General features: G+C 44.4%; 17 protein-coding genes and 1 tRNA gene. 9 read left to right on the forward strand and 9 right to left on the reverse strand.

Features of this window, described 5'->3' with window-relative positions; translation table 11 throughout:
* Window positions 1-136 precede the first annotated feature (136 nt).
* The 3 genes from LEP1GSC047_RS20075 to LEP1GSC047_RS20085 are packed head-to-tail and all read left to right on the forward strand — an operon-like array spanning window position 137 to window position 2,650.
* Window positions 137-472 carry an STAS domain-containing protein gene (locus LEP1GSC047_RS20075; RefSeq protein WP_010415527.1) on the forward strand — a complete coding sequence of 112 codons (336 nt, stop codon included), beginning with the start codon at window positions 137-139 and terminating at the stop codon, window positions 470-472.
* Between the two features lie 27 nt (window positions 473-499).
* Window positions 500-2,008: an ArnT family glycosyltransferase gene (locus tag LEP1GSC047_RS20080; protein ID WP_010415524.1), complete on the forward strand. Its 1,509-nt coding sequence runs from the start codon at window positions 500-502 to the stop codon at window positions 2,006-2,008.
* 3 nt (window positions 2,009-2,011) lie between these two features.
* Window positions 2,012-2,650: an SGNH/GDSL hydrolase family protein gene (locus tag LEP1GSC047_RS20085; protein WP_010415521.1), complete on the forward strand. Its 639-nt coding sequence runs from the start codon at window positions 2,012-2,014 to the stop codon at window positions 2,648-2,650.
* Between the two features lie 14 nt (window positions 2,651-2,664).
* Here LEP1GSC047_RS20085 and LEP1GSC047_RS20090 read toward each other — a convergent pair whose 3' ends face one another.
* Window positions 2,665-3,156, reverse strand: a complete 492-nt coding sequence (locus LEP1GSC047_RS20090; RefSeq protein ID WP_010415518.1) for an acyl-CoA thioesterase — start codon at window positions 3,154-3,156, stop codon at window positions 2,665-2,667.
* Between the two features lie 83 nt (window positions 3,157-3,239).
* Complete coding sequence (locus LEP1GSC047_RS20095) at window positions 3,240-4,283, reverse strand: SMP-30/gluconolactonase/LRE family protein (protein WP_010415516.1); 1,044 nt, start codon at window positions 4,281-4,283, stop codon at window positions 3,240-3,242.
* A 118-nt stretch (window positions 4,284-4,401) separates the two neighbouring features.
* On the opposite strand from LEP1GSC047_RS20095, the gene LEP1GSC047_RS20100 reads away from it, so the two are divergent.
* Complete coding sequence (locus LEP1GSC047_RS20100; protein WP_010415511.1) at window positions 4,402-4,659, forward strand: LIMLP_16025 family protein; 258 nt, start codon at window positions 4,402-4,404, stop codon at window positions 4,657-4,659.
* 84 nt (window positions 4,660-4,743) lie between these two features.
* Window positions 4,744-5,847, forward strand: coding sequence for a penicillin-binding transpeptidase domain-containing protein (locus LEP1GSC047_RS20105; RefSeq protein ID WP_020989153.1), 1,104 nt, complete (start codon window positions 4,744-4,746; stop codon window positions 5,845-5,847).
* 319 nt (window positions 5,848-6,166) lie between these two features.
* Here LEP1GSC047_RS20105 and LEP1GSC047_RS20115 read toward each other — a convergent pair.
* Window positions 6,167-6,238, reverse strand: a tRNA-Pro gene (locus LEP1GSC047_RS20115).
* 72 nt (window positions 6,239-6,310) lie between these two features.
* Window positions 6,311-6,793, reverse strand: a complete 483-nt coding sequence (sixA, locus tag LEP1GSC047_RS20120) for a phosphohistidine phosphatase SixA (protein WP_010415506.1) — start codon at window positions 6,791-6,793, stop codon at window positions 6,311-6,313.
* Window positions 6,794-6,892: 99 nt separating this feature from the next.
* Here sixA and LEP1GSC047_RS20125 point away from each other — a divergent pair, with 99 nt between their 5' ends.
* The 4 genes from LEP1GSC047_RS20125 to rsgA all read left to right on the forward strand — a co-directional run bounded on the left by LEP1GSC047_RS20125 (window position 6,893) and on the right by rsgA (window position 11,613).
* Complete coding sequence (locus LEP1GSC047_RS20125; protein WP_039935848.1) at window positions 6,893-7,822, forward strand: ABC transporter ATP-binding protein; 930 nt, start codon at window positions 6,893-6,895, stop codon at window positions 7,820-7,822.
* A 1-nt stretch (window position 7,823) separates the two neighbouring features.
* Window positions 7,824-8,645, forward strand: coding sequence for an ABC-2 family transporter protein (locus LEP1GSC047_RS20130; RefSeq protein WP_020989061.1), 822 nt, complete (start codon window positions 7,824-7,826; stop codon window positions 8,643-8,645).
* An 89-nt stretch (window positions 8,646-8,734) separates the two neighbouring features.
* Entirely contained in the window at window positions 8,735-10,258 is a 1,524-nt protein-coding gene (locus LEP1GSC047_RS20135; protein WP_010415501.1) for an HDOD domain-containing protein, read from the forward strand.
* A 233-nt stretch (window positions 10,259-10,491) separates the two neighbouring features.
* Entirely contained in the window at window positions 10,492-11,613 is a 1,122-nt protein-coding gene (gene rsgA / locus LEP1GSC047_RS20140) for a ribosome small subunit-dependent GTPase A (protein WP_010415499.1), read from the forward strand.
* A gap of 11 nt (window positions 11,614-11,624) precedes the next feature.
* Here the strand turns inward: rsgA and rsmA are convergent, their stop codons facing one another.
* The 5 genes from rsmA to LEP1GSC047_RS20165 form a co-directional block, all read right to left on the reverse strand.
* Window positions 11,625-12,506 carry a 16S rRNA (adenine(1518)-N(6)/adenine(1519)-N(6))-dimethyltransferase RsmA gene (gene rsmA / locus LEP1GSC047_RS20145; protein WP_010415495.1) on the reverse strand — a complete coding sequence of 294 codons (882 nt, stop codon included), beginning with the start codon at window positions 12,504-12,506 and terminating at the stop codon, window positions 11,625-11,627.
* The gene (locus tag LEP1GSC047_RS20150) at window positions 12,478-14,388 is read right to left on the reverse strand and encodes a ComEC/Rec2 family competence protein (protein ID WP_010415492.1); all 1,911 of its coding nucleotides are present in this window, start codon (window positions 14,386-14,388) and stop codon (window positions 12,478-12,480) included. Before LEP1GSC047_RS20150 ends, rsmA begins: the two co-directional genes overlap by 29 nt.
* An 84-nt stretch (window positions 14,389-14,472) precedes the next feature.
* Entirely contained in the window at window positions 14,473-15,450 is a 978-nt protein-coding gene (gene trpS / locus LEP1GSC047_RS20155; protein WP_010415489.1) for a tryptophan--tRNA ligase, read from the reverse strand.
* Window positions 15,447-17,291, reverse strand: a complete 1,845-nt coding sequence (locus tag LEP1GSC047_RS20160; RefSeq protein ID WP_010415487.1) for a hypothetical protein — start codon at window positions 17,289-17,291, stop codon at window positions 15,447-15,449. Before LEP1GSC047_RS20160 ends, trpS begins: the two co-directional genes overlap by 4 nt.
* Before the next feature lie 3 nt (window positions 17,292-17,294).
* Window positions 17,295-17,885: a LolA family protein gene (locus tag LEP1GSC047_RS20165; RefSeq protein WP_010415485.1), complete on the reverse strand. Its 591-nt coding sequence runs from the start codon at window positions 17,883-17,885 to the stop codon at window positions 17,295-17,297.
* Window positions 17,886-17,911: the final 26 nt, after the last annotated feature.

The raw sequence follows: 17,911 nt of genomic DNA on the forward strand, positions 1-17,911 counted from the left end.
CGGAAAACCCTAAAAATTTGTTGTAAAACCCCATTTCCTCCCTATTTTAGTCTCGGACGAGCGTTTCTAATCCCTTTTTTTAAAGAGGAAAAGATGGATTAGGACACGCTTTTCCAGACGTTAGCGGGAGCCTCACTTGGAAATTAAGACCAAAAAAATCGGGAAGCATACCCTCGTTCAATTGGACGGCCGGTTAGATATCACCCATTCCGACGAGGTTGAAGCGAAACTCTTGGATGACGTCCAAGCGGGTTTAGGTGATATCATAATCAATTTGCAAAATATCTCGTACATCTCTTCCTCCGGTATTAGAATCTTCGTCGGGATGGTACGCGAATTGGAAAAGCAAGGTCGCAAGCTCAAACTTTGTTGTATTACGCCGAACGTAAAAAAAGTGTTCGATGTAGTGGAATTACTCGATTTGTTCGAGGTTTTCGAAACCGAACAAGAAGCAGTCGCAACGCTTAAATAAACTTACAGGGGGACCGGACCGAAACCAATGAAGTCCCCCGAATTCCAATCTAAATCCGACCGAACCCTAGGACTCGTTTCCCTCCTCGGGTTAGTCGTCTTATCAATTCTTTATTTATTCGCATTCCGACTTTCCGAAAAAGAATTTCCGCCCACCTGGCCCGACGAAGTTCTTTTTTATTCTCCATCCATGGATTTTGCGACTCACGGGACGTTTCGCACTCTTGTACTCGAAGGCTTGATTCGCGGAATGGAATATAAGACTCTCTGGGTACCTCCTTTATTCTTCATTTTAAACGGAGGAGTTCTTTCCTTTTTCGGTGGAGGACTGGAAGTCATTCGCTTCTTTTCCGCTCTTGTGTCTCTCGGCTCCGTGTGGTTGTTTTGGTTTTTGTTAAAAGAAATCGGCTTTTCCCCCCGAGCAAGATTGGGCGCATGCCTGTTACTCGTTACGGATCTGCTTTTTCTTAGAGTCGGTTGGACCGCGCGGATGGAGGCGCTCTGTCTGTTTTGGGCTTTGGCATCCATTTTCGTTTTGGCGAGAAAGGTCAGTTGGAACGGAGAAGCGAAGAATGATCTTACATTTTTGGAAGGATTCGGATCGGGCTTCTTTTTAGGTCTTTCTTTTTTGTCTCATCCTTTCGGCGCGGTTTTCGGAATTCCGGTGTTATTCTTGATTCACCGGGCTAAGGCCTGGAATATTTGGACATTTTGGGCGGGGGGGAGTCTTCCGTTAATCGCGTGGGCGATCTGGATTCATCCCGATTGGGAATTGTTTATCATTCAATTCGGAGCGCAATTCGGGCGGAAACGCGAATTGTTGCAGACGTTTTCTCCATTAACAAAAGTGAAAGTTTTGTTAGGAGGATATGAGAGTCCGGGTTCGCGACTTTGGTTTTATCTAGCCCTACTATTCGGAGTTTGGGTGGTTCGAAAAGAATTATTGGAAAGGAAGAATTTAGCGTTCTTTCTATCGCTATGGTTATCGACCATTCTCGCTTTCTTATTTCTTTCCACGGAATATTATTACGTAATGTATTTGTGTCTTCCTCTCTCCGCATTCGGCGGCTTTTTCTTTGAAAGAATCAGAAGCAGAAGAATCCAATACGTCGCCGGGTTATTGGTTTTTTGCAATTTGTTCATCTTGTTTTATGCATATAGAAAAATCGGCTTTGCAAATCCGGAATTCGATTTGAATGCGAAATTCTCGAGGGCGATTTTGACGGAATTAAAGGGCTCTAAACGAGTCTATCTTCAGGCGATTCCGGATCCGTATTTCGATCTTGTCGAAGGTCTGCCCCATTCGAAAATACTTGAATTCATTCCGGGAGAATTGCCGATTCCGGCGGAAGAGTTTCTCCCGACTTTGCAAACGATCGACGCCTTTGTCTTTTCCGAAGGTCAAAAACGGAACGAACATATCCAAAGGTTTCTTGAAGAAAATTCGAATAAGTTTAGAATAAAAAGCGTCTCCGTCGAACCGTCGACTCCAAGAAAGCTCGTAAAGGCGGAAGCGGTAATTTATCTCAGAAGATAAACGATGAAACGATCCGAATTTATTCTAACTTTGATATCGTTTCTTTTGTGCATGGATTGCTATTCCGAAAAACATGCACCGGATTTAACCGCTCTTCTTCCTCAAGGCGGCAGCATTCCCGTTTCCGTAATCGGCGATTCTTTGTGCGAACGGTCTCAAGCTTTCGATCTGTCCGACGGCTTGGGTTCTCATTTTCAGGTTTTGAACGTTTGTGTGACCGGCAGCACCGTGCCCGATTGGTTGCAAAATATCGATCGCGCTCTTACCAATTCTCCGAAAATCATCATCATTGAGTTGGGGACCAATGACGTTTCCTCATACCCGACAAATCAATTTCCCGCAAATTACGATCGACTTCTATCGAATCTTTCCGTTCGAACCGACGCGATTTTTCTTATTACCGTACTACCGCCGCCTTTAGATTCCGGTTTTAGGACCGGAGTTTTGCAGATCAACACGTATTTGAAGACGCTTGCAACCGCGCATCCGATTGCGGATATGGAAACTCCCTTTTTACAAAACGAAAACACGATTCCCTTATATCCTCAAACCGATCCGATACATCCCGATCCGGCCGGCATCGCTATTATGAAAACCGTATATATTCGACAAATAGGGAAGATCAGCGGTCTTTCCCTTTGATGCTCGTAGGAATTTCAGGAACCTCTTTTTTCCTTAATTTTGCGGAGAAGTTCGCGGTTCGATTCCTGTCTTAAAATAGCATTCTCGTATCTACTGATTTCCACATCCGTTTCGGGTTGGAGTTTCGGAATCGGGCAGGGCCTTTTGTTTTCATCCAAAGCGACAAAGGTAAGATAAGCGGTCGTAGCCCGTACTACGACTCCGGTATAGGGATTTTCCTTAGATACTTGGACGCCGATTTCCATAGACGATCGTCCCGTAAAGTTTACGGAGGCTTTTAGAATGACATGATCACCCACCGAGATCGGCTCTAAAAAATTCAGTTTGTCGACGCTGGCCGTCACCGCTTCTCGTCCGCAGTGCCTCTGCGCTACCATGACTGCGATTAAATCTATCCAAGACATCAGGACTCCTCCGAAGAGGGTCCCGTAGTGGTTGGCATGATCGGGCATGACGATATGCCTGGTTTCTACGGCGGAGTCTCGAGGAGTTTTTAGTATTTCCATAATATGCTAATATTCTGAACCGTTTCATTTTTCTCCGTTTAGGGCAAGGAAAGAATCGAACGGATTCCAATCGAGATTCCGGATTATCGAAAAGAACAATCCAAAATATAGTCGTTGAACACCTGCGAAATATACAATTTATCCATATATGAAATCGCCGTGCTTCCGGCAGAAATCTCCTCTCCTGGATTCGCATATATTTCTTTGAACGTATCGTCGGGGTTAATAACGAAAACCTGAGTCGGGGAAGGATAATCTTTATTGCGAAGATGTCTTAAGAATTTCCATGTGGAGGTGTGACCGACCACGAATATTCTCCCTTTTTCGTCGGCTTCTAGGTTATCCGTACCGGTATCGACAAAGATTGTCTTAGGTTCGCCTAAAACGATTTTTCCCGAACTACGATCGACAGGGAATTTAAAGACGGCACGGTCCATGAAGCCGGAACGATATAGAAATTCCTTGCCGTCGGCTCTTTTTATAAACAAAATTCCATTTCCATAATATAAAGGATTTCCTAAGGACGACCAGGATTTTCCGTCATAAAGGGAGATTTCCGATCTTGCATTCCGGAATAAATCGTCGAAGAAATAGCGAAACTTTCCGCCCTGCCCGTGGTCGTTAGAAACGTAAATTTCGTTTTCCGATTCGACGAATAAATCGTTTGGACTGGTAAGCAAGGGATCCTTCAGGGTCTGGATATGCTTCCAGGTTCCGGTCGGAGATTTTTGATCCGGCCGAGAGGTCCTTTCAAAAACCTCGATACTATGTTCCTGGAAGGGAATTATGTGGGAAATTACGTAAAGCCTGTAAGTATTTCCTTTCATCAAAAGACTGATACCGTGAGGATGAAAAGATTTGGGGTAGTCGACGGCTAAAGGAATCGGTTTGGGCGAAGGGTCCGCAGTATTCAGAACGAACAGTTTTCCTTCTTGGTCGCTGATCCTGCGCTCATGGGAAGATACATAGAGCAGGCCTTCCTTTCGATCGATCGCAATATCTTCAGGCCCGGGCATTCCGGCAACTTTGCTGCAAGCCGGGAGGGGAATCGTTTTTAGCTCGGCAGAGCAAGAAATCGATAAAAGGCAGAGTAGGATGGATATTTTGGAACCGAGGAGTTTTTGCATGGGGATTAGAATTTAGAGTAAAAACGTCCCTGGCAATCCGGATTCGGGAAAAACACGATAATTTTCTGCTTGCATTTATTGTGCGCTGCATAAAAATATAAAAAAAGGAACGTGCTGGATGGATAACCAAAAACTCAACGATCTTATCAACGCGGGAATCGGCGCTGTTCAAACATCGAAGGAGATCTTCGATAAACTCCTGGAAGACTTAAACGAAGGAAAGGAGAAAGTCGAACAACGTTTCGATGAATTACGCGCCCAAGGGGAAAAAGACCTTAGCGACAGTGCCTTGAAGTTTAAAGTTCCTCTAGCGTGGGGAATCGTGAAATTCGAAGAAATTCGGGAAAATCTTCTTAAACAATTCTTAAATAAATAAATTCGGACTTTCTTTTCCGCCGAATTCGAAGCCTTCCTTCGGATAAGTTTTTTTATCCCAGATAAACGGTTTATATAAGTGTCGATGTTCAGGTTTTTACCGCCTTGCGTTCTCGTACTTGCCGTAAGCCAACCGATTTTTTCGGAGAGGATTCTTACAAATCGGCAGGAGCTGGTACTAGTTTCAAAATTTCTCATAAATCAAAACGCGATTCCTGAAATAAGCGCCTACGGAGAAAAGTCTTTCACAAAAATTAGATTTTCTCCCGCGTCCACGTTTAAGACATATTTAGCTCTTTCTTTATTAGAAAATCGGATTGTGGACCCGGAAGTAAGGATTCTATGCTCGGACTCTCATATTCCCGGGTCTCCCCGGAATCTGAATTTACGTGAGGCTTTATTTTATTCATCCAACGATTATTTCTCGATATTGTTTCCGAAATTGGGTCGAAAGAAATTAGAAAAGACTTTAAGAAGAATCGGATATGGGCCCTTGGTAGATAAGCCTGATCCGTCCAAAAAAGGAAAACTTCCGGAGACTTGGTGGACGGACGAAAAAGGATTAAAGCATGGAGGGGTTCTTCGACTTTTTCCGGAAGAAATTCACGGTTTTTGGGTTGCCGTTTTTTGGAGAAGAGACCTTGGCATCTCCGAATCCATTTATCGATCCTGGATATCCAGTTTATTTTGGTCCGATTGTCCGGAACGGAGCGGTACTATTTTCGGAAAAACCGGTTCTTGGGAAGGCAACTATTGGTTTCAGGGAATCTTAATCTCGAAGAATGGACCCGATTCCGTAGCCGTTACAGTATTAAACAAATTTAAAGATGCAAATAGAACCGCTACGATCAATCGATTCTATGAAATTGTGGGATGTAAGATGCCTCTAACAGAGGACAGAGGACAGAGGACAGAGGACAGAGGACAGAGGACAGAGGACAGAGGACAGAGGACAGAGGACAGAGGACAGAGGACAGAGGACAGAGGACAGAGGACAGAGGACAGAGGACAGAGGACAGAGGACAGAGGACAGAGGACAGAGGACAGAGGACAGAGGACAGAGGACAGAGGACAGAGGATTATTCCTATTACCCTGACAACAATTTTTTTAAAAACGAATTATGTTGGAGCGAGGTGTTACTGGATTTTCGGGGAGCGTCAGCAATTTTGTGTAAATGACGATTTTTAAAAAGATTCCTATGTTAGAATGGATCTTTCCTCTGCCTCAGAGGGTTTCCAACTAGTAGTAGCTTCTGTCTAGCGTGAGCAAAGCGAACGCGTCTGTCTTCTGGCCTCTGTCCTCTGAAAACGAATTATGTTGGAGCGAGGTATCAGAGAACGGAGGGTCGAAGAAAGATCCACTGTTAGCATAAGAATTTTTCTCTATAGCATGGAAACCCGGCTCGCCAATGTTCTGTCTTCCGTCCTCTGACCCCTGTCTTCTGAAAGCGAACGCATCTGTCGTCAGTCCGCTGTCTTCTGAAAATCTGGAACTCAGAAAGAAATCTTCGGAGTGACTGGATTCGAACCAGCGACCCCTTCCCCCCCAGAGAAGTGCGCTACCACTGCGCTACACCCCGATTCTCTTTCTTCTTTGGATGATGTTTCGAATTTAGGCGACGTGTAAACCCAATTTTAGGTCCTACTCAAACTCAGCATAGAAAGTCCGGAGAGACGAACCAAATAATCTGCCCGCCTAAAAATTTCTCTCTCGGAACGTTTACCGCTAACGCGGACCCGGGCGTAAACAGGAAGGATTTTCCCACTCCGGATATTCCCAGTAATTTTTCCGAAAAAATACTCACGTCAGGGCTATGTCCGACGATCAAAATCGCATCCGAATTCGAGTAATCTTTTAACAAGGCGCAAGTTTTCGCATATTCTTCCCCCGGTTGAAGATATTCCAAGGATTCGGTCTCTTCCTTCGGATGCAAAATATCCGCGTAGATTTTGGCGGTTTCCATGGTTCTAATAAAGGGGCTATGGTAGATTTTTTTTATTTTGAAGCCCGTTAAGAAAAACCGCGCCATCTTTTCGACATCGGCTTTTCCTTTTGCAGTGAGAATTCGCGAGGAATCTTTTCCGTCGGGAGAAGCGGGCTCGGCTTCCCCATGCCTTGCAATAATTATCTTCATGGAATAAAAACCGGATTCAACCTTATGTTTTCCGGAAAAAGATTGCCGGGGTTTCGATCGGAACCTATCGTTCTCGGCACTTGGTCTAAGGATTTTCTGATGTCCCAATTTGCAATTGAAATCGAAAGCCTGCGTAAAAATTATCCCGGCGTACAGGCTCTTCGAAGCATTCGTTTAATCGTTCCTCGCGGCGGAGTTTTCGGCCTTTTAGGTCCGAACGGTGCCGGAAAGACGACGTTAGTAAGAATCTTACTCGGTTTTTCCCGACCGACTAGCGGCGAATGTAAAGTTCTTGGCGAATCTCCTTCTCCGGCAGTTCGCGCACGTATAGGATATCTTCCGGAACGCATGGCGGTTTCTCCTTATTTAACGGGCCGAGAATTTTTGGAAGCGAGTCTTCGACTGGCGTTTTTTAAAGCAAAGGCGGCAAAAATTAAGAGTAAAGAACTTTTGAGCGAATTAGGCTTAGCCGACGCCGCGGATCGAAAAGTTTCGACGTATTCCAAAGGAATGTTACAACGATTGGGCTTGGCACATGCGTTGGGTGCGGAGCCGGAACTACTATTATTGGACGAGCCGGGAACGGGACTTGATCCTGCAGGTTATAAGGAATTCAGAGATCGGATTTTAACGGAGAACGTTAAGAGAGGAGTTACCATCCTGATTAACTCCCATCGTTTGCCGGAGGTCGAGCAGATTTGCACGGAAGTAGGCATATTAGATAAAGGTCAAATTAAAGCCCAAGGCCGACTCGAGGAACTTCGGCAGGGCAAGGACAGAATTCGAATTCGCCTAGATGGGGATGCGGGATTGGAATCGTATTTGGAAGGAATTTCTTTGGATTTTAAAAAAGACGGTAAAGAATGGGAAATTCGACCCAAACCGGAGATCGACGTGCGTAGACTTCCCGCGGAGCTTGTGGAAAGAGGAGCGGACCTCTTCCTTTTTGAAAGGAAAACCGAATCCTTGGAGGAAGTATTTCTTCGTTTAACAGGAAGCCTCGATACTAAGGAAGAGGCGGGGCATTAAAATGAATTTAAAATCGAAACAATCGGCTTCATTTTTTTTCGCTTCCATGTTTTTACAGCTCCCTGTTCTTATAAAGCTCACGCTTTTGCAAGTGCAGCGTCGGAAAGCGCTATTCTTTCTATTTTCACTCCTCGCATTTTATCTTTTGGGGGAATGGTTTTGCACCGGCACTTTCGGTGAAAACGTTACGAAAGGAGTGTCGGTCGGGACTTATTTTACTCTCTCTTCCCTTTGGGTGACGGTTTTTCTTGTGATGATGACTTCCGACTTATTACGTCAGGATCTAGATTCCCAGGTTCATACTCTTTGGCTGAGTAGACCTCTCGATCCCTTAGTATATTTGGCCGGGAAAGGGATTACGTTGCTAATCTTAGTCGTATTTTTTTTGGTCGGAGCGTTTGCCATCCATTCCGCATTTGCGATCGAGGTTCCCTGGGATTTTTTACTCTACCAAGGAACGATGTTTCTATCTTACGGTTTTTTAGTGGTCTTTGCGTTATTAATCACTTTGACCGCCAATCAGACGATTTCCGTTTTATTGTCCTTCGGATTACTTCTTGGATCGGCTATTTTAGATTTCATAGTGTATAACGGCGTGGTCGACGGGTCCGCTGAATTGGCCGAGAATCAAAAGCTTTTTGTCAAGATTGCATATTGGATTCTACCGCAACTCGGAACCGTTTATTACCACTCAGGAAGACTTTTAGACGGAAAAGTGGAGGATCCGCTTTCTTATGGACCCTATTCTTTTTTACAAGTCGGCGTCTGGATTTTACTTTTGAAGGCGACGTTGATCGGAGCAACCCGTCGCAAAGAAATTTAAGAAAATCGATGGTTTTAGCATTAAAGTAATCTGGAGTTGACAAAACGTTCCGAAAAATATGGTATAGGGAACTGCCTTCCGTAGCGAAAATGAACATAAACTGGTACCACTTCGAAAAAGAAGGATACTATCTCAGCGTACGTAATGTAAACGAGCGTATCGAAAGGCTAAACCCTCTTTATATTCGAATTACGACATTAAACCGAAACGTAGACAAACTTCTAAACGTTTTGCTCGATCGTTATCTGGTCTATCTGGACGCGATATCTCTTAAGGAATCGGTTTTTTCCATCCTGAGAGAGAGTGTAATGAACGCCGTTAAGGCTAACTCCAAACGGATATTTTTCTCCGAAAATAACCTGAATATTTCCGACCCCGATGATTATATCAAGGGAATGGCGAATTTTAAGAAGGAGATGATTCGGGATAAAGAGCGATATGCCGAGCTTCTTGAAAAAGTCAAATTTCATTGCCTGATTACTATGGCTTTTAACCGAACGAGTTTCCTAATGAGAGTTTCCAATAACGCTCCCATCATCGCGGAAGAGCTGAAGAGGGTGGAAAATAGGATCGGCAAGAGTCGAGAATATAACGATTTAGGAGAGGTCTTTGCCGATCACGCCGACGATTCGGAAGGAGCAGGGCTCGGACTTGCGATGTCGCTTCTCATGTTGAAAAACGAAGGCATCGAAGGCGATTGCTATAAACTCAAAGCGGAAGGCGCGATCACTTCCGCTTATATAAAAATTCCCTTGGATTTCAAGCACCGGAATGTTTCGTATCAACGTACCGTTGAAATTATCGCTGAAATCGATAAGCTTCCTACGTTTCCGGAAAATCTAAATCAGATCATGAGTCTGATCAGTAAACCCGATTCCTCCATAACGCAGATTACCGAATCCGTTTCAAGAGACGTTTCTCTTTCGACAAATATTCTAAAGCTTGCGAATTCCGCTTCTTTTGCTCAAGGCAGAAAAGTGGAAACTCTCGACGAGGCGATTAAGCGAATCGGACTTTCCGAGTTAAACAATATTCTTTTAAGTCTTGGAACGAAGAAAATACTCGAAGAAAGATATAAAGAGTTCGAACAAATTTGGGAGAGATCCAGCTTATCAGCCTATATCTGCCGGAGATTGGGAGAACGTATGGGTTGGAAAAAAACCTTCCTAACCAATTTGGTCTGTGCCGCGTTACTTCATGATATCGGCTTGGTTCTTTTGCTATCGCTGGAACCCGAAATCGTGGCCAAATTGACGGAACTGACCGGAAAAAATCTATTAGCGTCCACACTCGGCTTGGAAGAAGCAGCATTAGGAATTACTCATACTTCACTCGGTAGTATGATCTGCGAAAAATGGAATTTTTCGGATACGATCCGAGTCGCGGCCGAATATCATCACAGGCCCTTAATGGCTAAAAAGGAATCGAGAGATGTGGTCTTTGCGGTCTATCTTTCCGATTGGATCATCGATTGTTATGAGGGAAAGGCGGATCCTGCCGCGATCCATTGGGAGGTCCTTCAACATTTCGGTTTTAAAAAAGACGAGGAATGGAAAGAGTTCGGCGACAGAATTATAAACGAATATAAAGCGTTTCAACGCCAGTCTAGATAGACTTGATTCAAAAGGTTTCCTTTAAGTGAAAGGGAATCTTTCCGAATTTCCCAGAAACATTCCGGCTAAAATCGCTTTACACGTTTCCGTACCGAACGGATTTTTGATCAAAGTCCGCATATGATTGCCTGATCGCTAACAACCTTTTTTCCGAAGGAACCTCTCTCCGAGGCGGAAGACTTTTGTCTTCTTGATACGATCCATCCCGAAAAACGGGACATTGGCAAAAATAAATGAATCACAAACCGGATCTTTCTCTATCCGCATGGGACCGCGATAGGGAAAGAGAGTTTCAAATTATATCTTCGCTATTCGGACTGCCGGAATCTTTTCCCGCGCGAATCATCGGAGAGCAAGGGCAAGAGTTTAAACTCCAAACGGCTTTCGAAGAAGGAATCGGTATCTTAACGGGTGCGCTTCGTTTTGGAGCGAGTTCCATTTTGGATTTACCGATTGCCGGAGATTGGGTACTCGCTACAAAAATGGATTCGGAACAATTTCTGATCCATTCCCTTCTTCCTCGTCGGAGTTTGCTCGTGCGTAAATCCAAAGGGAATTTGCAGAGGCCGGATCCGATCTGCGCAAATATGGATTATATTTTTCTTTTGCACGGATTGGATGGCGATTTCCAACCCAGGCGATTGGAAAGAACTCTCGTGCAGCTTTGGGAGAGCGGCGCCTTGCCCGTGATCGTTTTGACGAAGAAGGATCTCTACAGAGATAACCAAGATGAGTTATTCGATAGGATCGCACAAGTGACAGAGTCTTGCCCGGGAGTTAGGGTTCATTCTATTTCAATATTCGAGTCGATCGGTCTGGAGGAATTGGCGGACTACTGGAGTAAAGAATCCACTTCGGCCTTTATCGGATCTTCCGGAGTGGGGAAGTCCTCTCTATTAAATCTTCTTTTGGGGAAAGAATTTAGGGAAGTCCAAAACGTTCGCGAGTCGGATTCGAAGGGAAAACATACGACAAGCAATCGTTGGATGTTTCGTCTATCGTCGGGCGCTTGGATTTTGGATAATCCGGGAATGAGGGAGATCCAACTTTGGTCGGACGGCTCGGGGCTCGCGGAAACTTTTCCGGAAATTTTGGAAGCTGTGAAAGGCTGTAAGTTTCCCGACTGTTCTCATCATAGCGAGCCGAATTGCGGAGTAAAGGTCGCTCTGGAGCAAGGGAGAATTTCGAAAGATCGCTTTAAAAGCTATCTCAAATTGCAGAGGGAATTGTCTCGAAATGCACAATTGGCTTCTCCGACTTCCCGCGAGGCCCGCGCACAAAAAGCGAAATGCAAATCGATTCACAGAGAACAGAAAAGACTGCAGTATCAAAGGGAAAAAGAACGGTATCAATAAAGGTAAAAGATTCAAAAATGGAGAGGGAAATTCTCCACCACTTCGTAAAAATCTTCGATCTTTAATTCTTCCGGTCGTTTGTCCAAAGAAAGCCCGGCGGTCTCTACGGCTTCCTTGAGTCGGAGGCCTAGAGTTTCTTCGGACAAACGTAAGGGCAGACCCATGGGATAAAAGGATAGAAGGGGAGCTTCCTTCAGAGAAGATCCGATCTTTTTTCTTTTTCCCCAAAACAAAACCCTACAGAGTATTTCTAAAATTTGATAGAGTTCTCTGTTTGAAAAACGAGGTTTGGCGGTGTAGGAAAGGACGCTGGAATCTATGCTCGGGCTGGGATAAAAAGATCCGGCTTTTATCGTTTTACGATTTTTGAAAGTACCATAGGCTCCCGCGTAAACGGATAAAGAGGATACTTCTTTGGTCATTCGTCGCGCGAATTCTTTTTGGACTAAGAACACCGCACCCGTCAATCCGCTCAATCGCTCTAAGGAAAGAACAATCAACTCGGAAGTGATATAATAGGGAAGATTTCCGAACAGAAAACAATTGTCCTGGATCGAATCCGTTAGAGTCTCTCTTACGTCGCCTAAAACGACTTCCGCTTCCGGAAGAAATTCTTTCAGCCATTCGTAATATACGGGATCGATTTCGAATAACCGGACTCTTTTTCCCAGTCCGACCAAAAGATGGGAAAGAGCGCCTAAACCGGGCCCGATTTCCAGAATTAAATCAGATTTTTGTAATGCTTCCGGATCTGCGCTTTGCAGTAACGCGCGGACCGCGTTCGGGTCTATTAGGAAATTCTGTCCCCATTTTTTTAGAGGAGCGGAGGATTTTTTGGCAAGGAATTCCCGAATCACTGTGGGTTTAAAAAACGGGTAGTCCGGGGAGCTCATCTCCTCCAATAAACTCCCAGCCGGAGCCGATTCCAAGCTGTTTTCGAACTTTATTCCATTCCTTCGCAGTATCCGATTTTCCGAAGCGCGGACTTAACAAGATAATTCCTGTGCCTTGCTGCGTGAATTTTGTCAGGCTCAAAACCGAATCTTTTCCGGCTTCGAATCTGACGAGTTGTCCGGGTTCTGTCGGAAGGGAAAATCGGTTTCTCTTAGGAACGACTGTCCAATTCGTTAGAGCAAGAGAAGAAACCTTTCTTTTGCCGCCGTACTGGAACAGCAAGTCTGTTCGACGTCTAAAGCAGGAGAGAATCCAGCGTATGCAGGATTCGTCCTCTATGTAAACGCTTTCGATCGTAGTTTGGCCTGAACTTTCTCCGCAGAAAAGTTGGGGATCTTTTCCGAAAGAATTATAAAATAAATTCGAGCTGTACTTGCATTTCCCGCCTAAAACTAATTCCTTTTCGTTCCGGATCACGAAGCTAAATTTGTCTCCGTAGAATATCGGAGGTAAACGGACATACTGGGACGAAACGGCAAGAAGGTAATAGAATCCGATGCAGAAAAACAATAATGTTAAACGTAGTAAAAAAATCGGATTCATATTTTTTCGAATCCTATCGGGATCTTCCGGAGCGAAGGAAAGACTCGGCGGACTTTTTATCGCGTCGCGCAGCGGGAGGGATCGAATCAGGAATAAAAATATGATGAACAAAGACAAAACGACTGATGCGAGTCGCTTCGATTCGCCTCGATAGTATTTTGGGAAAGTAAGTTCGTTTTCACTCCAAAATACCGTGATGCTCCCGAGAATTTCGATCAATAATTTAACCGAAATCCAGAGACAATCTTTCAGATAAGGAATCGACAGAAACTCTATTAGTAATGCGGAATATAATAAAGGAAGTAAAATTCCGCATAGAGGAACTAAGAGCAGATTGATTCCGAGCGAACCGAAACTAAAGGTCCCGAAGTATGCAACCAATGTCGGAAAGGTGCCTAAGCCTGCCGCGAAAGAAAGCGTTAGATTTTCCCGAAAGAAAGTTCCTATTTTTTTCAAAACGCCGGCTTCTTCGACTTCTTGCGGAAAGCAAAGATCCAAACAAGGTTTTAAAAGTAAAATCGATGCGACCGCGCCGAAGGAAAGAAGAAATGATACTCCGAACGATCTCGCAGGATCCCAAAAAAACAAAATTCCGGCTGAGGCTAAAAGTAAATCGGATGGACGCGTTTTCCGGAAGAATAGCGTCTGTAAAAGAAGAAAGGATGAAAACACCCAAGCCCGCGCCAAAGACACGGGAAAGCCGAGAAACGAGAAATAGAAAAGTCCGAGCAAAATGGGTATTACTCTCGGAAGGAAATATCCTAATATCGGAAAGCGTTTTAGAACGGCAAAGAGGCAACCTAATAAAATTCCCAAATGAAGTCCGGAGGCTGCGAAGAGATGAAGGATACCTCCCTCTTTAGCGTCCTGCTTAAAGTCTTTATTTAGGTTTTTTGCATCTCCTAACACTAATCCCAGGGAGATTTCCTTCTCCAATCCTTCAATATTCGCGGATTCCAGCAATTTCCCGACGAATGCGCCCGATTGATCCTTCCAAATTTTCGATTCGTTTAAAAAGGGCGCCGTCCTTTTAGTATACCCCGAAGTTAAAAGAAGAAAAAAAAGCAGGATGCCCCAAGCGAAGGAAAGAAGTTTTTTACGAATCGGTTTTAGAAAGGAAATGAAAACGATCGAAATGCATCCTATTCCCGTCCATAGGAGCAGCAAATCTGCGAGCACGAAGCGGCAGTAATGGCTGGATAAAACGCCGAGAACTAAATATGAAAAAGAAGAGGCGGGAATCCAGTCCCGGTATCTTTCCTCTAAAAACCGATTCATGAGGGAAACGGTTCTCGGAGTGAAAAGATTACTTACATTTTTCCCTGAAGGTGGGAGCCAAATTATCGGCCGGAGGAACGATGATCAGAATTTATTTCCGATTCCTATTCCCATCCTGCTTCGCACAGTATCAAGAATCGGAGTCGCCGCATTCCGAGCTCTATCCGCCCCTTTTTTCATTATATCTTTAACATAGGTTCGGTCGTCCGCGATTTTTTCCCTTTCTTTTCTGTATGGAGCGAAGTAATCCAAGATCTGTTCCAAAAGAGCTTTTTTTAAATCGCCATAACCGGTGCCGGGAATGACGAATTTTTCCTTTAACCGCGCCTTATTCGCATCGTCCAAGAAGAGGGAATGAATCAGATAGATTACATTTTTATTATAATCTTTCGGATCGTCTATTCCGGCCGAATCCGTTACGATTCCCATCACCGCTTTTTTGATTTTCTTTTCATCGTCGAAAAAATTGATCGTATTGCCGTACGATTTGGACATTTTTGCCCCGTCCGTTCCCGGAACGATTGCGGTAAATTCGTCGATTTCCGGTTCGGGCAATTTAAAGGTTTGCCCGTATTGTGCGTTGAAACGTTCCGCAATATCTCTAGCATACTCTAAATGCTGTTTTTGGTCCTTTCCTACCGGAACTCTATCACTGTCGAAGGCGAGGATGTCGGCTGCCATCAGAACAGGATAAAAAAACAAGCCTCCGCTAGGCGTGACTCCTTTTGCCACTTTGTCCTTGAAAGAATGAGCTAATTGAAGTTGAGGAACGGTAATGGACATTGCCAAATACCAGGCCAATTCGGTGACCTCGGGAACGGAAGATTGGATCCAAAAAGTGCATTTATCGGGGTCGATTCCAAGAGCGAGAAAATCGCAAACGGCATCGTACGTATTTTCAGTATGATTTTTCGCGGAAGAGAACGTAGTCAACGCGTGCAGATCCGCTACGAAGCAGTATAAATCCGACGAATTTTGATATTCGACTAACTTGCGTATGACGGAAAAATAATTACCTAAATGTAATTTTCCGGACGGTTGAACTCCGGTTAATATCCTCATACTTCCTCCGAGGATACGTTTTGCATCACGCTTCCCACAAAGGGCTTGCCTGATAAACGCTCGTACTCGTCGCGAAGAGCCTTAAGCTCGGCGTCGATCTTACGATGGGCCGTCAATTTATTGACGGTGAATTTATCCTTATAAATGACCGCGTAATTGAATAAAAGCTGAGCCATATCTACGAAAACGTATTCTAGGGTTTTATTATTTAAACGGTTTCCCGACACGATAGTCGAATCGTAATAAGGAATGAATCTATGAAGGACTTTGATTTCATCGATGACTTTTTCCTTGGAAGCAAGAACTCGATCGTTTAACTGGTTTTTGGCCTCGTAATCTTTTGCGAGCAAATGATTTTCCACGAGCACGTTGATCTTTTCCGCGAATTTGCCCATGAATGCGGAGGCTTCGCCCAGTAAGCGCAAAAGATTAAGCGTAATTTGATCTTCAACGGCGCTGCCGGAAGTATTTTGATTAAACGTAGCGAAGGTGTACTGGAAGCTCGGATATTTTTTATTGAATGCGTCCAATTGGCGGAGAAGGTTATTGATTTCCTCTATTTCCCCTTTAAACAAACCGGTTTGCATGATGATCACGTCACGATTATGATTCTTCGTTCCGATTTTGACCATGCCTTCCAGAATCGGAGAGTAGCAGGATTGAAAATCCCTCAGTAGTATATAAATAAGTTTATGAGGCATTCCCTTGAAAGAGGATTTGAAGGCCGCCGAGTTCATGTTTTCCGGCATATGATGGGCGAAATAATCGTCCACGACTCCGTTTAGGAAGTCGAAGGAGATTTTACCGTTCTCGTCTATTTTAAAATATCTTTGTCTTAGATTTTGAAGTTCCTCTTTTTTATTTCCACGAGTGATGATATCGTCGGAGAGTTTGATAAGAGTGGTATCGACTTCCTTGGTGATATCGGGAGAGCCTTGGAATTTCATTTCGTTGATAGGAGGAACGTTTAATGAATCTATAATCTCTTCCCATGTGATCACTTTTCGATTGGAAACCACGTAGAAGGCCCGAATTGCATCCGTTAATTTCGGTCTTCCCGTCTCCAAATTCAAACCGTAGTTCAGTCCGGATAAGATGGAAGGAAGTTTAACGGAAAGTTTTTCGTCTTTTTTTACGAGTTCCGGTAAGTGGGTTAAAATGATATCTTTCGCATCGTCTCTGGATAAATGTCTAGCATAGTACATCTGCATCTTTAAGGATCGATTCAAAAAGATCTCGGGCGAGATTTCGTCGATAAAGAGGGAGTCGAGGGAAATAAAGTTATTAAAGAATTTATTAAAATTTAATACTACGTTATACACTAACGGGCGCCAATGTCTCCAACCCTGACTTTCGGCCAATCGGAGCGCCTGCAAGGTCGAGATGATCTGGTCCTCTTTCAGCGCTTTGAATAGACGTTCTACCGAAGGTGCGATTCTTGAATTCCGCCCCAGGAATCCGACCTCGACCGTCCCGGTTTCTTTCGCGAACTTGCTGACCGCTGCATTTCCGCCGAATAAGTTGGCTAAAAATCCTAGCCCGACTCCGCCTGCATCGTTCGTTTTGCGGACCGGTTTAGGCGGCGTTTTGGAGGAAGTCGAAGAACCGGAGGTACTTGTGCCTTGCTTAGCGGCTTTTTCGTCTTCTTCCGTTCTACGATTATCTTCTCTCTTTTTTTGTTCGAACTCCTCGTCGACTTTCTTCATCAAGTCGATTCGAATGAAGATATCGTTCGATTTTTGTATTACTTCGTCTATCTTCTGCTGATGTTCCGGAGAACGAGGTTTACGGTAAAGATCCGCGAATACTTTGTGGGCGTCGGTGCGCGATGTTGCAGACAAAGCTTATTCCCTCTCGTTGAGCGGGTTCTCCACGATTTGTGCGTTTGAAGGTGCTCCGAAATTAAAGAGTGAAGCGGATAATCCTACGTTCGTTTGAACGCCTGAAAATGCGATGGAAGTATATTCCCCGGAGCCCTTATGCTTCATTCGTAAGGATCTGGGAGTATTGTCCGGCCCCAAGGTTACGACGATTTCTTCGTACGTCCTATTGGGAGATTTCAGGCGAAGAGATCCTCCGACCGGAGTGACTTCCTCATAGCCGGATAGTAAGCCTCCGATTCCTCCACTCATTCCTTTTAAATCCTGTTTGCCCACAATTCCTCTCGAAGGGGAGTAAAACCAGAGAAAGCGACCATTGGCGGCTATGACTCTCCCGTCAGAGAATTTGACGTGCAATTGATTCGGTTTTTTGTACGAAAGCGTTCCGGAAAGCTCGTTATTGATGGTTATGCTTGCCCGGAAACTCGAAATCTCGCTCATTTTTCCAATAAGCGCGCTTAGGCGGTCCCGACCCGGATCCGGTAAAATAGAAGTGCCGCAAACCAAAATGGCCGCGGCACTTAAAAAGGATATAAACCCCTTGGATGAAACCATAATTGTTCTTACTATGGCTTCATTAG

Source organism: Leptospira inadai serovar Lyme str. 10, from assembly GCF_000243675.2.
GTDB classification, from domain to species: Bacteria; Spirochaetota; Leptospiria; order Leptospirales; family Leptospiraceae; genus Leptospira_B; species Leptospira_B inadai.